Origin of the sequence: Rhodocyclus purpureus, from assembly GCF_016653115.1 — a bacterium.
Lineage (GTDB): Bacteria > Pseudomonadota > Gammaproteobacteria > Burkholderiales > Rhodocyclaceae > Rhodocyclus > Rhodocyclus purpureus.
Genome location: NZ_NHRX01000055.1, coordinates 1 through 16,261, shown reverse-complemented (window position 1 = coordinate 16,261; position 16,261 = coordinate 1). Strand labels below are relative to the sequence as shown.

The following is a 16,261-nucleotide window of genomic DNA, read 5'->3' as shown; positions in this document are numbered from 1 at the left end:
GAGAAAATAAAGGCCGCGACGACGCCCGTCGCGGCCGAGGCCTTGCTGCACGCGGTCCTGCCGCAAGCCGCTTCAGTGGCCGCGGTGGATCTCGCTTACCAGAGCTTCCACCACGGTTGCTGACGCTCCAGGCCGCGCGCATAGAACTCGCTCTGCGGGAAGTTCTTGCGCATCACCCGGTCGGCGTCGTCGCGCAGGTCGATGAGACCGAGCTGGTCGTAGCCCTTGACCATGATGAACAAGGCTTCCTCGATCGCCGGCGCCTGCGGATAGTTCTTCAGCGCGTACTGGGCGCGATTGACCGCAGCCAGATAGGCGCCGCGCTTCATGTAGTAGCGCGCGACATGGACCTCGTGCGAGGCCATCGCATTGACCAGGTATTTCATGCGCGCGAGCGCATCCGGCGTGTATTTGCTGTCAGGGAAGCGCCTAGCCAGTTCCCTGAAGGCGTCGAAGGCTTCGGTGAGGCCCTTCGGATCGCGCTCGGTCAGGTCCTGGTTGCTGATGAAGCCGAGCAGGCCGAGATCCTCGTTGAAGCTGACCAGGCCCTTCAGGTAATACACGTAATCGACGTTCGGGTGGTTCGGATGCAGCTTGATGAAGCGATCGCAGGCGGCAAGTGCCGAAGCCGGTTCGGCAGCCTTCCAGTAGGCGTAAGCGACCTCCATCTGCGCCTGCTGCGCGTAACGACCGTAGGGATAACGCGATTCGAGCTTCTCGAAGAGCTTGATCGCCCGGTCGTAAGCACCACTGGTCATCGAATCCTTGGCCTCGGTGTAGAGCTTGTTGGCCGACCAGCCGGCGGTTTCGTCCTTCACTTCGGGCAGCAGCCCGCAGCCCGCGAACAGGGATGTCAGGAAAAAGACCGCGATAAACGCTAAACTACGCATGATGAGCATTCCGCCGAAAAAGACGCCGATGAATTCGGCATCGGAGCGCGCCGATTATAGCGCAAACACCCTGATCAGCCTGACCGTGCCGGCCGCCTGCGGCGGCGAGCGGCTCGACCGCATCCTCGCCCAGTTGCTGCCGCAGCACTCGCGCAACCGCCTGCAGTCCTGGGTCCGCGACGGACGCGTGCGCCTGGCCGGTGTCCCGCTCACCGAGACCAAGCGCAAGCTGTGGGGCGGCGAAGAGCTCGAGATCGACGCGGCGCCCGACGAGCAACTCGAATCCTCCGCGCCCGAGGACATCCCGCTCGACATCGTCTTCGAGGACGACACCCTGCTTGTGATCAACAAGCCGGCCGGGCTCGTCGTCCATCCGGGCAACGGCAACTGGCACGGGACGCTTTTGAACGCGCTGCTGCACCACGTTCCCGAGCTCGCCACCATCCCGCGCGCCGGCATCGTGCACCGGCTCGACAAGGACACCAGCGGTCTGCTCGTCGTCGCCAAGACGCTCGCCGCGCAGACCGACCTCGTCCGCCAGCTGCAGGCGCGCACGGTCAAACGCCGCTACCGGGCGCTGGCGCGCGGCGAGTTCGAGCGCGACGGCCTGGTCGACGCGCCGATCGGCCGCCATCCGACGCAGCGCACGCGCATGGCCGTGGTCAAGAACGGCAAGCCCTCGCGCACGCACTATCACGTGCTCGAACGCTTCATCGGCTGCACCCTGATCGACTGCGCGCTGGAGACCGGCCGCACGCACCAGATCCGCGTGCACATGGCGTCGATTGGCCATCCGCTGGTCGGCGATACGGTCTATGGCGGCGGCGCCAGCCGCATCCCGGTCGGCGCGCACTTCCACCGGCAGGCGCTGCACGCCTTCCGCCTCGGCCTCATCCACCCCGCCAGCGGCCGCCCGATGCAATGGACCGCCCCCTTGCCCGACGACTTCCTCGAACTGCTCGAAGGCGTCCGCGAAGAAGCCGCTGCCGCCGCCGAAGCCGCAGCACTCGCCAGAGGCGAAGAAGACTGGGATGACTGGGACGAAGCTGAAGGCCCGCAAGTCTTCTACGTCCGCGGCGACGACGACGACTTCGAAGACGAGGACGAGCTCGACTGATCACGCGATTCATTCGGGCCTGCCTGCCCTCCCACGAGAGGGCGATGCAGCGATGGTTTTCGTGGGAGCGGCGTGAGCCGCGAATGAGGGCTGATCGTCGAACGCATGAATGATTTCGTGCATTTCGTGGCCAAAGCTTTTTTCCGATGACGGGGTGGCCGCTCACGCTATTGGATCACGTATGAAATTCGAGTCGAGCATGCTGTCACCGCACTGGGACGCTCCGGCCTCCGTGGGCGCGCTGCTGACGACGCGCCAGGGCGGGGTCAGCGCGGGGCCTTGGGCCTCGTTCAACCTTGCCAGCCACGTCGGCGACGACCCGGAGGCGGTCGCCGCCAACCGTGCGCGCCTGGCCGCCGTCCTGCCCTCCGAGCCCTGCTGGCTGGAGCAGGTGCATGGCGTCGACGTCGTCGTCCTGTCCGCACCGCCGGCGCCGGGTTCGTCGCCGCCGCGCGCCGACGCTGCCGTCACGCGCGTTCCCGGTCTCGTCTGCGCGGTGCTCACCGCCGACTGCCTGCCGATCCTCCTCTGCGACGCGGCGGGTACCGTCGTCGGCGCCGCGCATGCGGGCTGGCGCGGACTCTGCGCCGGCGTGATCGAGCGCACGCTTGCCGCGATGGACTGCCCCGCTGGCCAGGTGTGCGCATATTTAGGTCCTGCCATCGGCCCCCGGCACTTCGAGGTCGGCGACGAAGTGCGCGCGGCCTTCCTCGCCGCCGACCCGTGCGCGGCGACCGCCTTCGTTGCCCATGCACCCGGCAAATGGCTCGCCGACCTGCCCGAACTCGCCCGCCAGCGCCTGGCTGCGCTGGGCGTCAGCGCCATCTTCGGCGGTGACGAATGCACCTTCAGCGACGCGGAGCGCTTCTACTCCTACCGCCGCGACGGCGTCTGCGGTCGCCTGGCGGCGCTGATCTGGCTGCGCCCGAGCACCGCCGCCGAGGTCGGCAAACCCTAGACCTTGCTCGCTTCGCCTGCCGCAGCGGGAGCCTTCTCCGTATCCTTCGGCCGCGGCTTGGGGCCCGGCTTGCGCGGGCGCAGCGTGCGCCCGAGGCGCCGCTCGAGCTCGCCGATGAACTCGTCGCTGCCGAGCGGCCGGCCGCTCTGCATGTGCAGGCGCAGCCTCTCGGACAGCGCGGGCTCGGACGGTGCGCCGAGGAACGCTGCCCAGTCGGAAACCATCTCCTGCAGCGGGGCGACGCGGACGAGTGCATCATCGGCACCCGAGAGGTGCGCGCGCGCGCTCGACCAGGCCCACTCCTCGGGGCGGGTGCACAGTCCCGCCCGTACCGGGTTGTTCTCGATGTAGCGAACGGCGGCGAGCAGCTGCGCTTCGTCGAGCACGAACGAGTGGAAGCGGTCCTGCCAGAGGTGGCCGGTCCAGCCTTCGCGTGAGTTGATCCGCCGCGTGTAGCGCCGATGCACGTCGGCGATCGCGGCACGCAGGCCGTCCGGGCTGTGGGGAACCATGATCAGGTGCACATGGTTCGGCATCAGACAGTACGCCAGCACCTCGGTGCCGCAAGCGGCGCAGGATGCAGCCATCAACGACAGGTAGGTGGCGTAGTCGTCCTCGCACAGGAAGGTCTGCTGGCGACGGTTGCCGCGCTGGGTCACATGGTGCGGGTAATCCGGCACTACGACACGTGCAATTCTGGCCATGAGATCGCTCCTATCGTGATGGGGGATGAGTTCAGTATAACGTCCCCGAAATCAGGCGAAGCCCTCGATCATCAGTTGCGTGCTCTGTACGCCGTTGAAATCGTTGATCGACAAGCGGAAGGCGGCGCGGATGCGGTCCCCCTCCGGCGACTCCGTGGCGTTGAAGCGGATCGCGTCGAAGCGCTGGTTGCCCTTGCGCAGGCGCAGCTTGAGGTGCTTGTCCTTGAGCACGCGCCGGCTGTCGACGACGAATTCGTCGGTGAACACCGGCGCCGGGAAGCCCTGGCCCCAGACCTCGTCCTCGAGCATGCGCACCGTGTCGAGCGAGAAGTAGCCGCTCTCCAGCTCGCCGTCGGTTTCCAGCGTATGCATGAGGTCGGCCGGTGACAGCAGCTCGCCGGCGACCGCGGCGAAGAGCTCGCGGAAACGCGGGAAATCTTCCTCGCGCAGCGTCGCGCCGGCGGCCGCGGCGTGGCCGCCGAAGCGCAGCAGCAGACCGGGCGCGCGCTTGCTGACGAGGTCGAGCGCGTCGCGCAGGTGCAGGCCCGGGATCGAGCGTCCCGAGCCCTTGATCTGGCCGTCGTCGCCGCGTGCGAAGGCGAATACCGGCCGGTGCAGGCGCTCGCGGATGCGCGCGGCGAGGATGCCGACGACGCCCTGGTGCCAGTCCGGGTCGAAGAGGGCGACCGCCGCCGGGGGGGCCTGCTCGCCGCCGGCCATGCCCGTGGCAGCGAGGCTGTCCAGGTCTTCCAGCCGTGCCAGCGCCTGTTCCTGCATACCGGCCTCGATCTCGCGCCGCTCGCGGTTGAGCGCGTCGAGCTGCTGCGCGAGGGTCAGCGCGCGCGACTCGTCGTCGCAGAGCAGGCACTCGATGCCGACCGACATGTCGGCGAGCCGCCCGGCCGCGTTGAGCCGCGGGCCGATCAGGAAGCCGAGGTCGAACGCCGAGGCCTTCGCCGGATCCCGCCCGGCGGCGGCGAACAGCGCGCGCAGCCCGGGCGTCAGCCGCCCGCTGCGGATGCGCTGCAGGCCCTGGCTGACCAGGATGCGGTTGTTGCGGTCGAGGCGGACCACGTCGGCGACGGTGCCGAGCGCGACGAGGTCGAGCAGCGTCGCCAGGTTCGGCTCCTTCCGGCCATCGACGAAGGCCCCGCGGCTGCGCAACTCGGCACGCAGGGCCAGCATCACGTAGAAGATCACGCCGACCCCTGCCAAGTGCTTGCTCGCAAATGCGCAGCCCGGCTGGTTCGGATTGACGATCACCTCGGCGTCCGGCAGCACCTCTCCGGGCAGGTGGTGGTCGGTCACCAGCACCGCGATCCCCAGTTCCTGAGCGTGCGCGACCCCCTCGACGCTTGCGATGCCGTTATCGACGGTGACGATCAGGTCGGGCGGCCCGCCGTCACACGAGGTCGCCGCCAGGTCGACGATCTGCGGCGAGAGCCCGTAGCCGTAGGCGAAGCGGTTCGGCGCCAGGTAATCGACGCGCGCGCCGAAGGCACGCAGCGCGCGCACGCCGACCGCACAGGCCGTGGCACCGTCGCAGTCATAGTCGGCGATGATCAGGATGCGCGCGTCGGCCTCGATCGCATCGGCGAGCACGGTCGCCGCGTCCTCAACCCCGCTCAGCGTCGCCGGCGGCAGCAGTCCCGACAACGCCGTATCGAGTTCCGCCCGCGAGCGGATCCCGCGCGCCGCGTAGATCCGCGCCAGCAACGGATGCACCCCCTCCTGTTCCAGCTGCCACTGCGCGCGCGACGGAACCGCGCGGGTCACGATACGGGTCATGTCGAGATCCTCAATTGATTCAATTCATTTCCTCGCGTTATTGAGCAAAGGCGCAGCATCCGTCATCGCGAGCCCGCAGGGCGTGGCGATCCAGTGCGTAGGTCTCGCATCGTGAAAGGCGCAGAGATGGAAGAACGAACTGGATTGCCACGGCGCTGCGCGCCTCGCAATGACGGCAGTGCCAGGCGTGCATGGAGAATGTCTGCGACCGTAACCGTCATCGCGAGCCCGCAGGGCGTGGCGATCCAGTGCGTAGGTCTCGCATCGTGAAGGGCGCAGAGACGGAAGAACGAACTGGATTGCCACGGCGCTGCGCGCCTCGCAATGACGGGATGGCGACGCGTCATCGCGAGCCCGCAGGGCGTGGCGATCCAGTGCGTAGGTCTCGCATCGTGAAAGGCGCAGAGATGGAAGAACGAACTGGATTGCCACGGCGCTGCGCGCCTCGCAATGACGGCAGTGCCAAGCGTGCATGGAGAGTGTCTACGACCGTAACCGTCATCGCGAGCCCGCAGGGCGTGGCGATCCAGTGCGTAGGTCTCGCATCGTGAAGGGCGCAGAGACGGAAGAACGAACTGGATTGCCACGGCGCTGCGCGCCTCGCAATGACGGCAGTGCCAGGCGTGCATGCAGAGGGCCTGAGCGCATAACCGTCATCGCGAGCCCGCAGGGCGTGGCGATCCAGTACGTAGGGCTGTGCGGCAGACGTTGGCATGTCGGTCATGCTTGAGTCGTTGCCAGCATCCGCGCCAGTTCCGACAGCGGCCGGGCCCGCCGCCACAGGCGCCAGCGGTCGGTCGGGCTGAATTGCCAGCGCAGCAACCCGAGCCGGGTCGGTGCCACGAGTTCGATAGCCGCCAGCCGGCCGCCGCGCAGGGCGGCTGCCAGCGGCGCGAACCAGTCCTTCTCCAGCGCTTCCAGCGCCTCGCGCCAGGCGGCGTCATCGTCGAGCAGCGCCGACACGACCAGCGACTCCAGGACCACCAGATGCGCGTCGCGGTCTACGGCAAGCGCCGGTGCCTGTTCGTTCGCGTCTGCCGCCGCTCCCACAGGATCGGCAGCGAGCATCGTCAGCCACTCGCCGGCCTTGGCCGGCAGCGGCAGGACGCGCGTCCGGCAGTGCCTGGCCAGGCCGCGCGCCAGCGCCGAGCCGGTCGCCACCGTGGCGAAAGGAGGGGGCGCCGCAGACGCCGCGAGCATTCCGCCGCCCCAAACCCAGAGCGCATTGACCGGCAGTTCGCCACGTTCGGCGCGCGCGGCATTGACCGGATCGGCGGCCAGCACCATTTGCGCCTCCAGCAGCAGGCGGCGCAGCGGAACGAGTTCGGGGATGGTCGGCAGGTGATGGCGCAGGCTGCGCCCGGCGACCGCCGACAAGGGCGGCGTCTCCAGCTTCGCCAGCGCGGCGAGCAATCCCGCAGAGCCCGAGCAGCGCAGGTACCAGCGATCGCCGGCTGCGACGAAGCGGGCGGCGAAAGCGTCGCTGCCTGCCTCTTCGCCCGCGCCCAGATGCCGGTTCAGCGTCTCCACCAATGCCGCCGACTCCTCGGGCTCCAGCCGCAGCGAGTGCCGGTCGGCGACCACCATGCGGTCGGACAGCAGGCGCAGGTGCACCGGATCGGCACAGAGCCAGGCGCTGCCGGCCTGAGCATCCGCGCGACCTGCCGCATCCTTCACGCCGCGCGCCGGCGCCTCCTCGCCGCGCCGGCGCAGTTCGCCGAAGGGCAGGGAGGCGCCGGCAACCATGCCGAAGACTTCAGCCAGCGCCGCCTCGTCCGCCTGCTCCGCTCCACGTGTCAGTCGGCCGCGCGCGAGCAGCCTCGCCAGTTCCGGACACGCAGGTTCAGGCGCAGCCGCCAGCGGGCCCTCCGCCAGCGGCGGGCGCAGCAGTTCGGGGACGAACAGGGTGAGCGTGGGCGTTCGGGACAAGGTCTGGACAGAGGTTCTAGGCGCGTGGCAGGGCTGGACGCGAGGCTGCGCGGGGATGCGGACACGGCGAAAGGCGCCGTCCGGCAAAGCGAAAAGTGTAACATGGCGCCTTCGCCGTACCGGCGCCCGTCAATCCTTTTGCCGATGGCCTCTCCCTACGAACTCCTGGTCGGACTGCGCTACACCCGCGCCAAGCGGCGCAACCACTTCATCTCGTTCATCTCGCTGATCTCGATGGCCGGCGTCGCGCTCGGTGTCGCCGCGCTGATCGTCGTCCTCTCGGTGATGAACGGCTTCCAGAAGGAACTGCGCGAACGCATCCTGTCGGTCGTCTCGCACGTGCAGGTGACCGGCGCCAACGGCGAGATGAGCGAATGGCAGCGCGTCGCCGCGCAGAGCGTCGAGCATCCACGCGTGCTTGCCGCCGCCCCCTTCGTTCAGGCGCAGGGCATGCTGAGCTTCGGCAGCAACGTGCGTGGCGTCATGGTGCGCGGCATCCTGCCCGACGAAGAGGCCAGGGTCGCCGATTTCCGCGAGCACATGAAGCGTGGCAGCTACGACTCGCTCACCCCTGACTCCTTCAACATCGTCCTCGGTGCCGACCTCGCGCGCGCACTCTCGGTGACGGTCGGCGACCGCGTGACCCTGGTCGCGCCGCAGGGGATCGTCACCCCGGCCGGCGTCGTCCCGCGCCTGAAGACCTTCACCGTCTCCGGGATCTTCGAAGTCGGCATGTACGAATTCGACAGCGGGCTGGCGCTGATCCGCATGGAAGACGCGCAGCGCCTCTACCGCATGGACGACCGCGTCTCCGGCGTCCGCCTGAAGCTCGACGAGCTCTTTGCCGCGCCGCGCGTCGTGCGCGAACTCGCCGTCAGCCTCGACACCGACGCCTACCTCAGCGACTGGACGCAGAGCCACGCCAACTTCTTCCGCGCCGTGCAGATCGAGAAGAAGATGATGTTCATCATCCTCTCGCTGATCGTCGCCGTCGCCGCCTTCAACATCGTGTCCACGCTGGTGATGGCGGTCACCGACAAGCAGGCCGACATCGCCATCCTGCGCACGCTCGGCGCGAGTCCGGGCAGCATCATGGCCATCTTCATGATCCAGGGCGCGCTGATCGGCTCGATCGGGCTCGCCGCCGGCGTCGCCGGTGGCGTCGCGTTGGCGCTCAACATCGACGTCGTCGTCCCCTTCATCGAAAGCCTGATCGGCACCCAGTTCCTCTCGCGCGAGGTGTACTACATCTCGGAACTGCCGTCCGACCTGCAATGGGGCGACGTCGGCACCGTCACCGTCCTCGCCTTCGTCCTCGCCCTGCTGGCGACCGTCTACCCGAGCTGGCGCGCCGCCCGCGTCAACCCCGCCGAGGCGCTGCGCTATGAATGACATCATCCTCTCCTGCCGCGGCCTGAAGCGCGTCTTCCGCCAGGGGGACGACGAAGTGCCAGTCCTTTCCAATGTCGATCTCGACGTCGCCGCCGGCGAGCGGGTGGCCATCGTCGGCTCCTCCGGCTCGGGCAAGAGCACGCTCCTGCATCTTCTCGGCGGCCTCGACACGCCGACTGCCGGCAGCGTCGAACTGCTCGGCAAGCCGCTGGCGAGCCTCGGCGAACGCGAGCGCGGCGTCCTGCGCAACCGCCATCTCGGCTTCGTCTACCAGTTCCACCACCTGCTGCCCGAGTTCAGCGCGCTGGAAAACGTCGCCATGCCGCTCCTGATCCGCCGCCTGCCGCGCGCGGAAGCGCTCGCCCGCGCCGAGGCTGCGCTCGCCGACGTCGGACTTGGCCACCGCCTGCGCCACACGCCCGGCGAACTCTCCGGTGGCGAACGCCAGCGCGCAGCGATCGCGCGCGCTCTCGTCAGCGAACCCGCCTGCGTCCTCGCCGACGAACCGACCGGCAACCTCGACCGCCAGACCGCCGACAGCGTCTTCGACCTGACCCTGGACTTGCAGCAGCGCCGTGGCACCAGCTTCATCATCGTCACCCACGACCTCAGCCTCGCCGCCCGCCTCGACCGCGTCCTCACCCTGCGCGACGGGGTGCTGCGGTAATCCAGGAGTGCATGGAGATGGACTGAGCGCATAATCGTCATCGCGAGCCCGCAGGGTGTTGGGATCCAGACAACGCGTCATCGCGAGCCCGAAGGGCGTGGCGATCCAGTGCGTAGGTCTGGCATCGGTGCGTCCGAGTTGGCGAGGCCGCAACACTGGAAGAACGAACTGGATTGCCACGGCGCTGCGCGCCTCGCAATGACGGCATCGCGGCGCGTCATCCAAGCCCGTAGCGCGTGGTGATCGGGACAACGCGTCATCGCGAGCCCGAAGGGCGTGGCGATCCAGTGCGTAGGTCTGGCATCGGTGCGTCCGAGTTGGCGAGGCCGCGAAACTGGAAGAACGAACTGGATTGCCACGGCGCTGCGCGCCTCGCAATGACGGCATCGCGGCGCGTCATCCAAGCCCGTAGCGCGTGGTGATCGAGACAACGCGTCATCGCGAGCCCGAAGGGCGTGGCGATCCAGTGCGTGGGGCTGATCTCGGGTCGCCCGGGTTGGCGAGGCCGCAAAACTGGAAGAACGAACTGGATTGCCACGGCGCTACGCGCCTCGCAATGACGGCATCGCGGCGCGTCATCCAAGCCCGTAGCGCGTGGTGATCGAGACAACGCGTCATCGCGAGCCCGCAGGGCGTGGCGATCCAGTGCGTAGGTCTGGCATCGGTGCGTCCGAGTTGGCGAGGCCGCAAAACTGGAAGAACGAACTGGATTGCCAAGGCGCTGCGCGCCTCGCAATGACGGCAGTTCCGGGAGTGCACGGAGAGTGGCCGAGACCGTCATCGCGAGGGCCGCAGGCACGTGGCGATCCAGTTCGTGCCTCTATTTTTACGTAGTTACAAAATACCCGCGTACAGGTCACGCCACTCCGGATTCATTGCCTCAATCAGGCGCAGCTTGCGCAGGCGCGTTCCGGACTTGATCTGCTTTTCGCGCATGATCGCGCTCTCCATGCGCTCGTGGAGTTCGTACCAAACCAGTTGGTGGACAGCGTAGCGAGCGGAAAACCCATCGACGAGATCGCACTTGTGCTGCCAGACCCGGCGGGGCAGATCGCTCGTGACGCCGACGTACAAGGTTCCATTGCGCGAACTTGCCAGGATGTAGACGCACGGCTGTTTCATGCCGATACCTCCATCGAGACCACGAATGATGAAGGTGGGAATGATAAGAGAATAATTGGCAGCGCGACGGGCAATTCCCGCAAAAACGAGCCAGCAGGCAGGGCTGTCAGGGCAATCGCAAGACCATCAAGCCAAGCTGCGCAGATGCGAACGGCCGCAGTTATCGAAGAACGAACTGGATTGCCACGGCGCTACGCGCCTCGCAATGACGACATTGTTGCCACGGAACGAGGCGCCTCGAAATGACCGGATGGCGACGCGTCATCGCGAGCCCGAAGGGTGTTGGGATCCAGACAACGCGTCATCGCGAGCCCGAAGGGCGTGGCGATCCAGTGCGTGGGGCTGATCTCGGGTTGCACGAGTTGGCGAGGCCGCGAAACTGGAGGAACGAACTGGATTGCCACGGCGCTACGCGCCTCGCAATGACGACATTGTTGCCACGGAACGAGGCGCCTCGAAATGACCGGATGGCGACGCGTCATCGCGAGCCCGAAGGGTGTTGGGATCCAGACAACGCGTCATCGCGAGCCCGAAGGGCGTGGCGATCCAGTGCGTGGGGCTGATCTCGGGTTGCCCGAGTTGGCGAGGCCGCGAAACTGGAGGAACGAACTGGATTGCCACGGCGCTACGCGCCTCGCAATGACGGCATTGTTGCCACGGAACGAGGCGCCTCGAAATGACCGGATGGCGATGCGTCATCGCGAGCCCGAAGGGTGTTGGGATCCAGACAACGCGTCATCGCGAGCCCGCAGGGCGTGGCGATCCAGGGCGTGGGGCTGATTTCGGGTTGCCCGAGTTGGCGAGGCCGCGAAACTGGAGGAACGAACTGGATTGCCACGGCGCTGCGCGCCTCGCAATGACGGCATTGAAGTCTCGTCGGGTTGCTGCAGCATAAGCCGACACCCGTGTTTCTCTTTATGCATAAAGCAAAATTTGCTGTAATCAGGAAATGCGAAAAGCATTTTCCGGCCCAATCAGCGACCGCTCGATCCCGTCGATCCTGGCTTTTGCCGCCGGCGTCTTCGTCCTGCAGCAGCAGGCGGAACTTCCGGCGAGTGCGAATGCTTTCGCCATCGCGGCGGCGCTTCTGCTCGTCGCCTTTGCCGCCAGCCTGATCGGAGACGGGGCGAGGGCGGACCCGGCAGACGAGGCGCACGCCGGCCATTCCTCGTCCGCCTTCCCGCCCCCAGCGCATTCCGCCCCGCGCGCCTCACGCCTCGCCGCCGCCTTCCTCGCCACCTGGCTGCCGGTCGCGCTCGCCGCCGCGCTCGGCTTCGCCTATGCCGGCTGGCGTGCCGCCGAGCGTCTGGCCGAGGCACTTCCGGCTGCGCTCGAAGGACAGGACATCGAGGTGGTCGGCATCGTCAGCGCCTTGCCGCAGCGCTTCGAGCGCGGCGAACGCTTCGAATTCACGGTCGAATCGGCGCGGCTCGCGGGCAAAAGCACGGAGCCCACGGCTGCGGTCAAGATGCAGGAGTTGCGTGACGATAACTGTACAGATTGCCGTACAGCAGCAGACGATCGTGCAAGTGAATCAAGTGAGACGTCGCCGAAACTCGATCCACTCGCCTCGGTTCTGCCCGAGCCTGTCGAAGCCCAGGTCCGGCATCGCCCTTCGACAAGCTCGGGGCGAACGGAAGAGCGGGAGGGCCGGCAGGCCCGAAGCGAGGACTGTCCTTCCGGCTGCTTCACGGAAACCCCAGCGACATTTGCATCATCGAAATTGTCGCTGAGCTGGTACCACCGCTGGGACGATGCGGAGGAGGGGGGCGACGCTGAGGCGGGGGCGCCGCGAATCCGACCCGGCGAGCGCTGGCGCTTCGTGGTCCGCCTGAAGCGCCCGCACGGCAACGCCAACCCGCACGGATTCGACTACGAGGCCTGGCTGTTCGAGCGCGGGCTGGGCGCGACCGGTTACGTGCGCAGTTCGCCCGCGCCGCAGCGGCTCGATGCCTTCGTCGCCGGTCCGGGGACCCTCGTCGAACGCGCCCGCGACCTGATCCGCGAGCGCTTCCGCGCGGCGCTCGCCGACGCGCCCTACGCCGGCGTGCTCGTCGCGCTGACGATTGGCGACCAGCGCGCGATCCAGAACCACCAGTGGCAGGTCTTCAACCGCACCGGCGTCACGCATCTCATGAGCATCTCAGGTTTACACGTCACCATGCTCGCGGCGCTGTGCGCGGCGCTCGTGAACCTGCTCTGGCGGCGCAGCGAGCGGCTCTTGCTGGCGCTGCCGGCGCAGCGCGCCGCGGTGGCTGCCGGCTTCCTCGCCGCCTTCGCCTACGCACTGCTCGCCGGCTTTGCCGTACCGGCGCAGCGCACCCTGTACATGCTCGGCGTCGTCGCGCTGGCGCTGTGGTCGGGGCGCCACTTCGGTCCGGCGCGCACGCTCTTGCTCGCGCTCCTCGTCGTCCTCCTGGTCGATCCCTGGGCGGTTCTGGCGGTCGGCTTCTGGCTCTCCTTCGGCGCGGTCGGCGTCCTGCTCTACGTCGGCAGTCCGCGCATCGGCGCCGTTGCCGGCTGGCGCGGACGACTCGGGCAGTGGGGCACGACGCAATGGGCGGTCACCGTCGGCAGCCTGCCGCTGCTGCTGCTCCTCTTCCAGCAATTCTCGCTCGTCTCACCGCTGGCCAACGCCGTCGCCATCCCCCTGGTCAGCTTCATCGTCGCCCCGCTGGCGCTGCTCTATGCCGTGTTGCCCTGGCCGCCGCTGATCGCGCTCGACCACGCGCTGCTCGCCTTCCTGATGCAGTGGCTCGAACACCTGTCCGGGTGGCCGATCTGGCAACAGCCGGCGCCGCCGCTGTGGGCGGTCGTGCTCGCCGTGCTCGGCGTCGCCTGCCTGCTGCTGCCGCGCGGCTTCCCGGCGCGCTGGCTCGGCGCGGTCCTGCTCGTGCCCGCCGTACTCACACCGCCGCCACGGCCGCCGATGGGCGAGGCCTGGCTCGACACGCTCGACGTCGGCCACGGACTCGCCGTCGTCGTGCGCACGCACGAGCACGCGCTGCTCTACGACTCGGGCCCGCGTTACGGCAGCGATGTCGACGCCGGCCAGCGCGTCGTCGTCCCCTTCCTGCGCGCGGCCGGCGTCCGTAGGCTCGATACCTTGATGATCTCGCACCGTGATTCCGACCACGCGGGTGGCAGCGAGTCGGTCCTCGCCGTCGTCCCGGTCGCGCGCCTGCTCTCGTCGATCGGCGAATCCTTCGCTGCCCCGGCGGGCGACCCGGCCGCCGAGCCCTGCGTCGCCGGACAGACCTGGGACTGGGACGGCGTCCGCTTTCAGGTGCTGCATCCACCGGCGAGCGCCCATGCCGGTACGGCTTCCGGGGAGGAAACGGGCGAGCCACAGTCCGGAGCGGATCCGGGCAAGGCTCGCAGCAACGAGTTCAAGGGCAAGCCGCGCACCGCCGCCAACCACCTCTCCTGCGTGCTGCGCATCGAAAGCGCCGGCGGCAAGTCGGCCCTGCTCGTCGGCGACATCGAGACCGCCGACGAAGCCGCGCTCCTCGACCGTGCCGCGGCCACCTCGACCGCCGGCGGGGCGCTGAAGAGCGACGTCCTGGTCGCCCCGCATCACGGCAGCCGCAGCTCGTCCTCGCCAGGCTTCGTCGCCGCCGTCGCCCCCGCCGACGTCGTGTTTACCGTCGGCTACCGCAACCGCTTCCGCCATCCCGCGCCCGACGTCCTCGCCCGCTACGCCGACGCCCGCCAATGGCGCAGCGACCGCGACGGCGCCGTCACCTTCGTCCTTGCCGACACCGTCATCGCCACCCCCTACCGCCCGCAATACCGCCGCTACTGGCACTGGCGGCCGCAGTGAACGGGGTCAGGTCTCGAATTGTTGCATTTAGCCAATCAGCCACCCGTCATCGCGAGCCCGAAGGGCGTGGCGATCCAGACAACGCGTCATCGCGAGCCCGCAGGGCGTGGCGATCCAGGGCGTAGGGCTGTCATCGGGTCGCGCGTGGATGGCCGGCAAGGGCGAGAAGACGGACGAACGAACTGGATTGCCACGGCGCTATGCGCCTCGCAATGACGGGCTCGCGGCGCGTCATCCGAGCCCGCAGCGCGTGGTGATCCAGACAACGAGTCATCGCGAGCCCGCAGCGCGTGGCGATCCAGGGCGTAGGGCTGTCATCGGGTCGCGCGTGGATGGCCGGCAAGGGCGAGAAAACGGACGAACGAACTGGATTGCCACGGCGCTATGCGCCTCGCAATGACGGGCTCGCGGCGCGTCATCCGAGCCCGCAGCGCGTGGCGATCGGGACAACGCCTCATCGCGAGCCCGCAGGGCGTGGCGATCCAGGGCGTAGGGCTGTCATCGGGTCGCGCGTGGAGGGCCGGCAAGGGCGAGAAGACGGACGAACGAACTGGATTGCCACGGCGCTACGCGCCTCGCAATGACGGGCTCGCGGCGCGTCATCCGAGCCCGCAGCGCGTGGCGATCGGGACAACGCCTCATCGCGAGCCCGCAGGGCGTGGCGATCCAGAGCGTAGGGCTGTTATCGGGTCGCGCGTGGAGGACCGGCAAGGGCGAGGAGACGGAAGAACGAACTGGATTGCCACGGCGCTACGCGCCTCGCAATGACGGGCTCGCGGCACGTCATCCGAGCCCGCAGCGCGTGGTGATCCAGACAACGCGTCATCGCGAGCCCGCAGCGCGTGGTGATCCCGTGCGTAGGGCTGTTATCGGGTCGCGTGGATGGCCGGCAAGGGCGAGGAGACGGACGAACGAACTGGATTGCCACGGCGCTACGCGCCTCGCAATGACGGGCTCGCGGCGCGTCATCCGAGCCCGTGGGGACGAACGAAAGCGCGTCATCGCGAGCCCGCAGGGCGTGGCGATCCAGTAGGTAGGGCTGATTTCGGGCCTTACGGTCCTTCCACGAGAGGTCAATGCCGCGGGACAGGTTGTGGTGGGAAAGGCGTAAGCCGCGAAGGGGCGGGTAACCCTACGCCGAAGGCCAGCAATCACCTGGTCACATCAATTTCACCGGCCTGATTTCGCCGCCGTCGACGTAGATGGTTCCTTCCTGGATGGTCCAGGAGAGCTTCATGCTGCGCTCGGCGAGGGCGGTGAGGCGGTCGCTGTCCTGCTCGCTCAACTGCAGGACGGAGAGGTTGCGGTAGCGTTGCAGGGCGGCGGCGTTCTGTTTCCACCAGAGGTCGGCGCGGCTGCCGTAGATGATCAGCACCACCCGCTCGGCGCGCCCGCTCGCCTTGCGCAGGCGTGCTTCGTCGGGCAGGCCGACCTCGATCCACAGGCGGATGACGCCGCCCGGGTCGATCTCCCACAGCGCGGGCTCGTCATCGGTCGACACCCCCTTGCCGAAGCTCAGGTCCTCGCTCGCGTGAAGCGCGAAGGCGAGCAGGCGGACCATCAGCCGCTCGTTCGTCTCCGACGGATGCTGCGCCAGCGTCAGAGAATGCTCGCCGAAGTGATTCCGGTCGAGGTCGGAGACCTGCAATAGGGCCTTGAAGACGGTCGATTTGAGTGCCATTTTTTGCGCGGGGTCAGGTCTGTTGTATTGAGTATAACGTCCCCGCAATTTAACGTGAAAGGTGAGCCTCTTTCAAAACGCTAAATTCGGCAGAGCTTAAGCGGCTAGCTCACGCCTTTTGCGTGAATTTTTAAAAGCAAAACGCTTCGAACAAGCTTTTCTTAGCTAAATGGCATTTTCAGCAAAATTC

Annotated in this window: 11 protein-coding genes; 5 read left to right on the top strand and 6 right to left on the bottom strand. The window is 67.8% G+C overall.

Annotated elements, in window-relative coordinates; all coding sequences use genetic code 11:
* Window positions 1-95: 95 nt before the first annotated feature.
* Window positions 96-890, bottom strand: a complete 795-nt coding sequence (locus CCR84_RS10895; RefSeq protein WP_201212168.1) for an outer membrane protein assembly factor BamD — start codon at window positions 888-890, stop codon at window positions 96-98.
* A gap of 28 nt (window positions 891-918) precedes the next feature.
* Between CCR84_RS10895 and rluD the strand changes: the two genes are divergently transcribed.
* Both rluD and pgeF read left to right on the top strand, forming a co-directional pair.
* The gene (gene rluD, locus CCR84_RS10890; protein WP_242508673.1) at window positions 919-2,007 is read left to right on the top strand and encodes a 23S rRNA pseudouridine(1911/1915/1917) synthase RluD; all 1,089 of its coding nucleotides are present in this window, start codon (window positions 919-921) and stop codon (window positions 2,005-2,007) included.
* A gap of 181 nt (window positions 2,008-2,188) precedes the next feature.
* Window positions 2,189-2,965 carry a peptidoglycan editing factor PgeF gene (pgeF, locus tag CCR84_RS10885; protein ID WP_201212166.1) on the top strand — a complete coding sequence of 259 codons (777 nt, stop codon included), beginning with the start codon at window positions 2,189-2,191 and terminating at the stop codon, window positions 2,963-2,965.
* Here the strand turns inward: pgeF and CCR84_RS10880 are convergent.
* The 3 genes from CCR84_RS10880 to CCR84_RS10870 all read right to left on the bottom strand — a co-directional run bounded on the left by CCR84_RS10880 (window position 2,962) and on the right by CCR84_RS10870 (window position 7,386).
* Window positions 2,962-3,669: an REP-associated tyrosine transposase gene (locus CCR84_RS10880; protein WP_201212164.1), complete on the bottom strand. Its 708-nt coding sequence runs from the start codon at window positions 3,667-3,669 to the stop codon at window positions 2,962-2,964. The two genes, pgeF and CCR84_RS10880, sit on opposite strands and share 4 nt — an antisense overlap.
* Window positions 3,670-3,720: 51 nt before the next feature.
* Window positions 3,721-5,457, bottom strand: a complete 1,737-nt coding sequence (gene recJ, locus CCR84_RS10875) for a single-stranded-DNA-specific exonuclease RecJ (RefSeq protein ID WP_201212162.1) — start codon at window positions 5,455-5,457, stop codon at window positions 3,721-3,723.
* 720 nt (window positions 5,458-6,177) lie between these two features.
* Complete coding sequence (locus tag CCR84_RS10870) at window positions 6,178-7,386, bottom strand: hypothetical protein (protein ID WP_201212160.1); 1,209 nt, start codon at window positions 7,384-7,386, stop codon at window positions 6,178-6,180.
* A gap of 144 nt (window positions 7,387-7,530) precedes the next feature.
* On the opposite strand from CCR84_RS10870, the gene CCR84_RS10865 reads away from it, so the two are divergent.
* Both CCR84_RS10865 and lolD read left to right on the top strand, forming a co-directional pair.
* Window positions 7,531-8,778, top strand: coding sequence for a lipoprotein-releasing ABC transporter permease subunit (locus tag CCR84_RS10865; protein ID WP_201212158.1), 1,248 nt, complete (start codon window positions 7,531-7,533; stop codon window positions 8,776-8,778).
* A complete protein-coding gene (lolD, locus tag CCR84_RS10860) occupies window positions 8,771-9,445 on the top strand; it encodes a lipoprotein-releasing ABC transporter ATP-binding protein LolD (protein ID WP_201212156.1) in 675 nt (224 codons plus the stop codon). Before CCR84_RS10865 ends, lolD begins: the two co-directional genes overlap by 8 nt.
* A gap of 834 nt (window positions 9,446-10,279) precedes the next feature.
* Here the strand turns inward: lolD and CCR84_RS10855 are convergent.
* The gene (locus CCR84_RS10855; RefSeq protein WP_201212154.1) at window positions 10,280-10,567 is read right to left on the bottom strand and encodes a GIY-YIG nuclease family protein; all 288 of its coding nucleotides are present in this window, start codon (window positions 10,565-10,567) and stop codon (window positions 10,280-10,282) included.
* A gap of 949 nt (window positions 10,568-11,516) precedes the next feature.
* Here CCR84_RS10855 and CCR84_RS10850 point away from each other — a divergent pair.
* The gene (locus CCR84_RS10850; protein WP_201212152.1) at window positions 11,517-14,390 is read left to right on the top strand and encodes a DNA internalization-related competence protein ComEC/Rec2; all 2,874 of its coding nucleotides are present in this window, start codon (window positions 11,517-11,519) and stop codon (window positions 14,388-14,390) included.
* Between the two features lie 1,159 nt (window positions 14,391-15,549).
* On the opposite strand, the gene CCR84_RS10845 is transcribed toward CCR84_RS10850, so the two are convergent.
* On the bottom strand, window positions 15,550-16,071 hold the full coding sequence (locus tag CCR84_RS10845; RefSeq protein ID WP_201212150.1) for a YaeQ family protein: 522 nt from the start codon (window positions 16,069-16,071) through the stop codon (window positions 15,550-15,552).
* Between the last annotated feature and the right edge of the window lie 190 nt (window positions 16,072-16,261).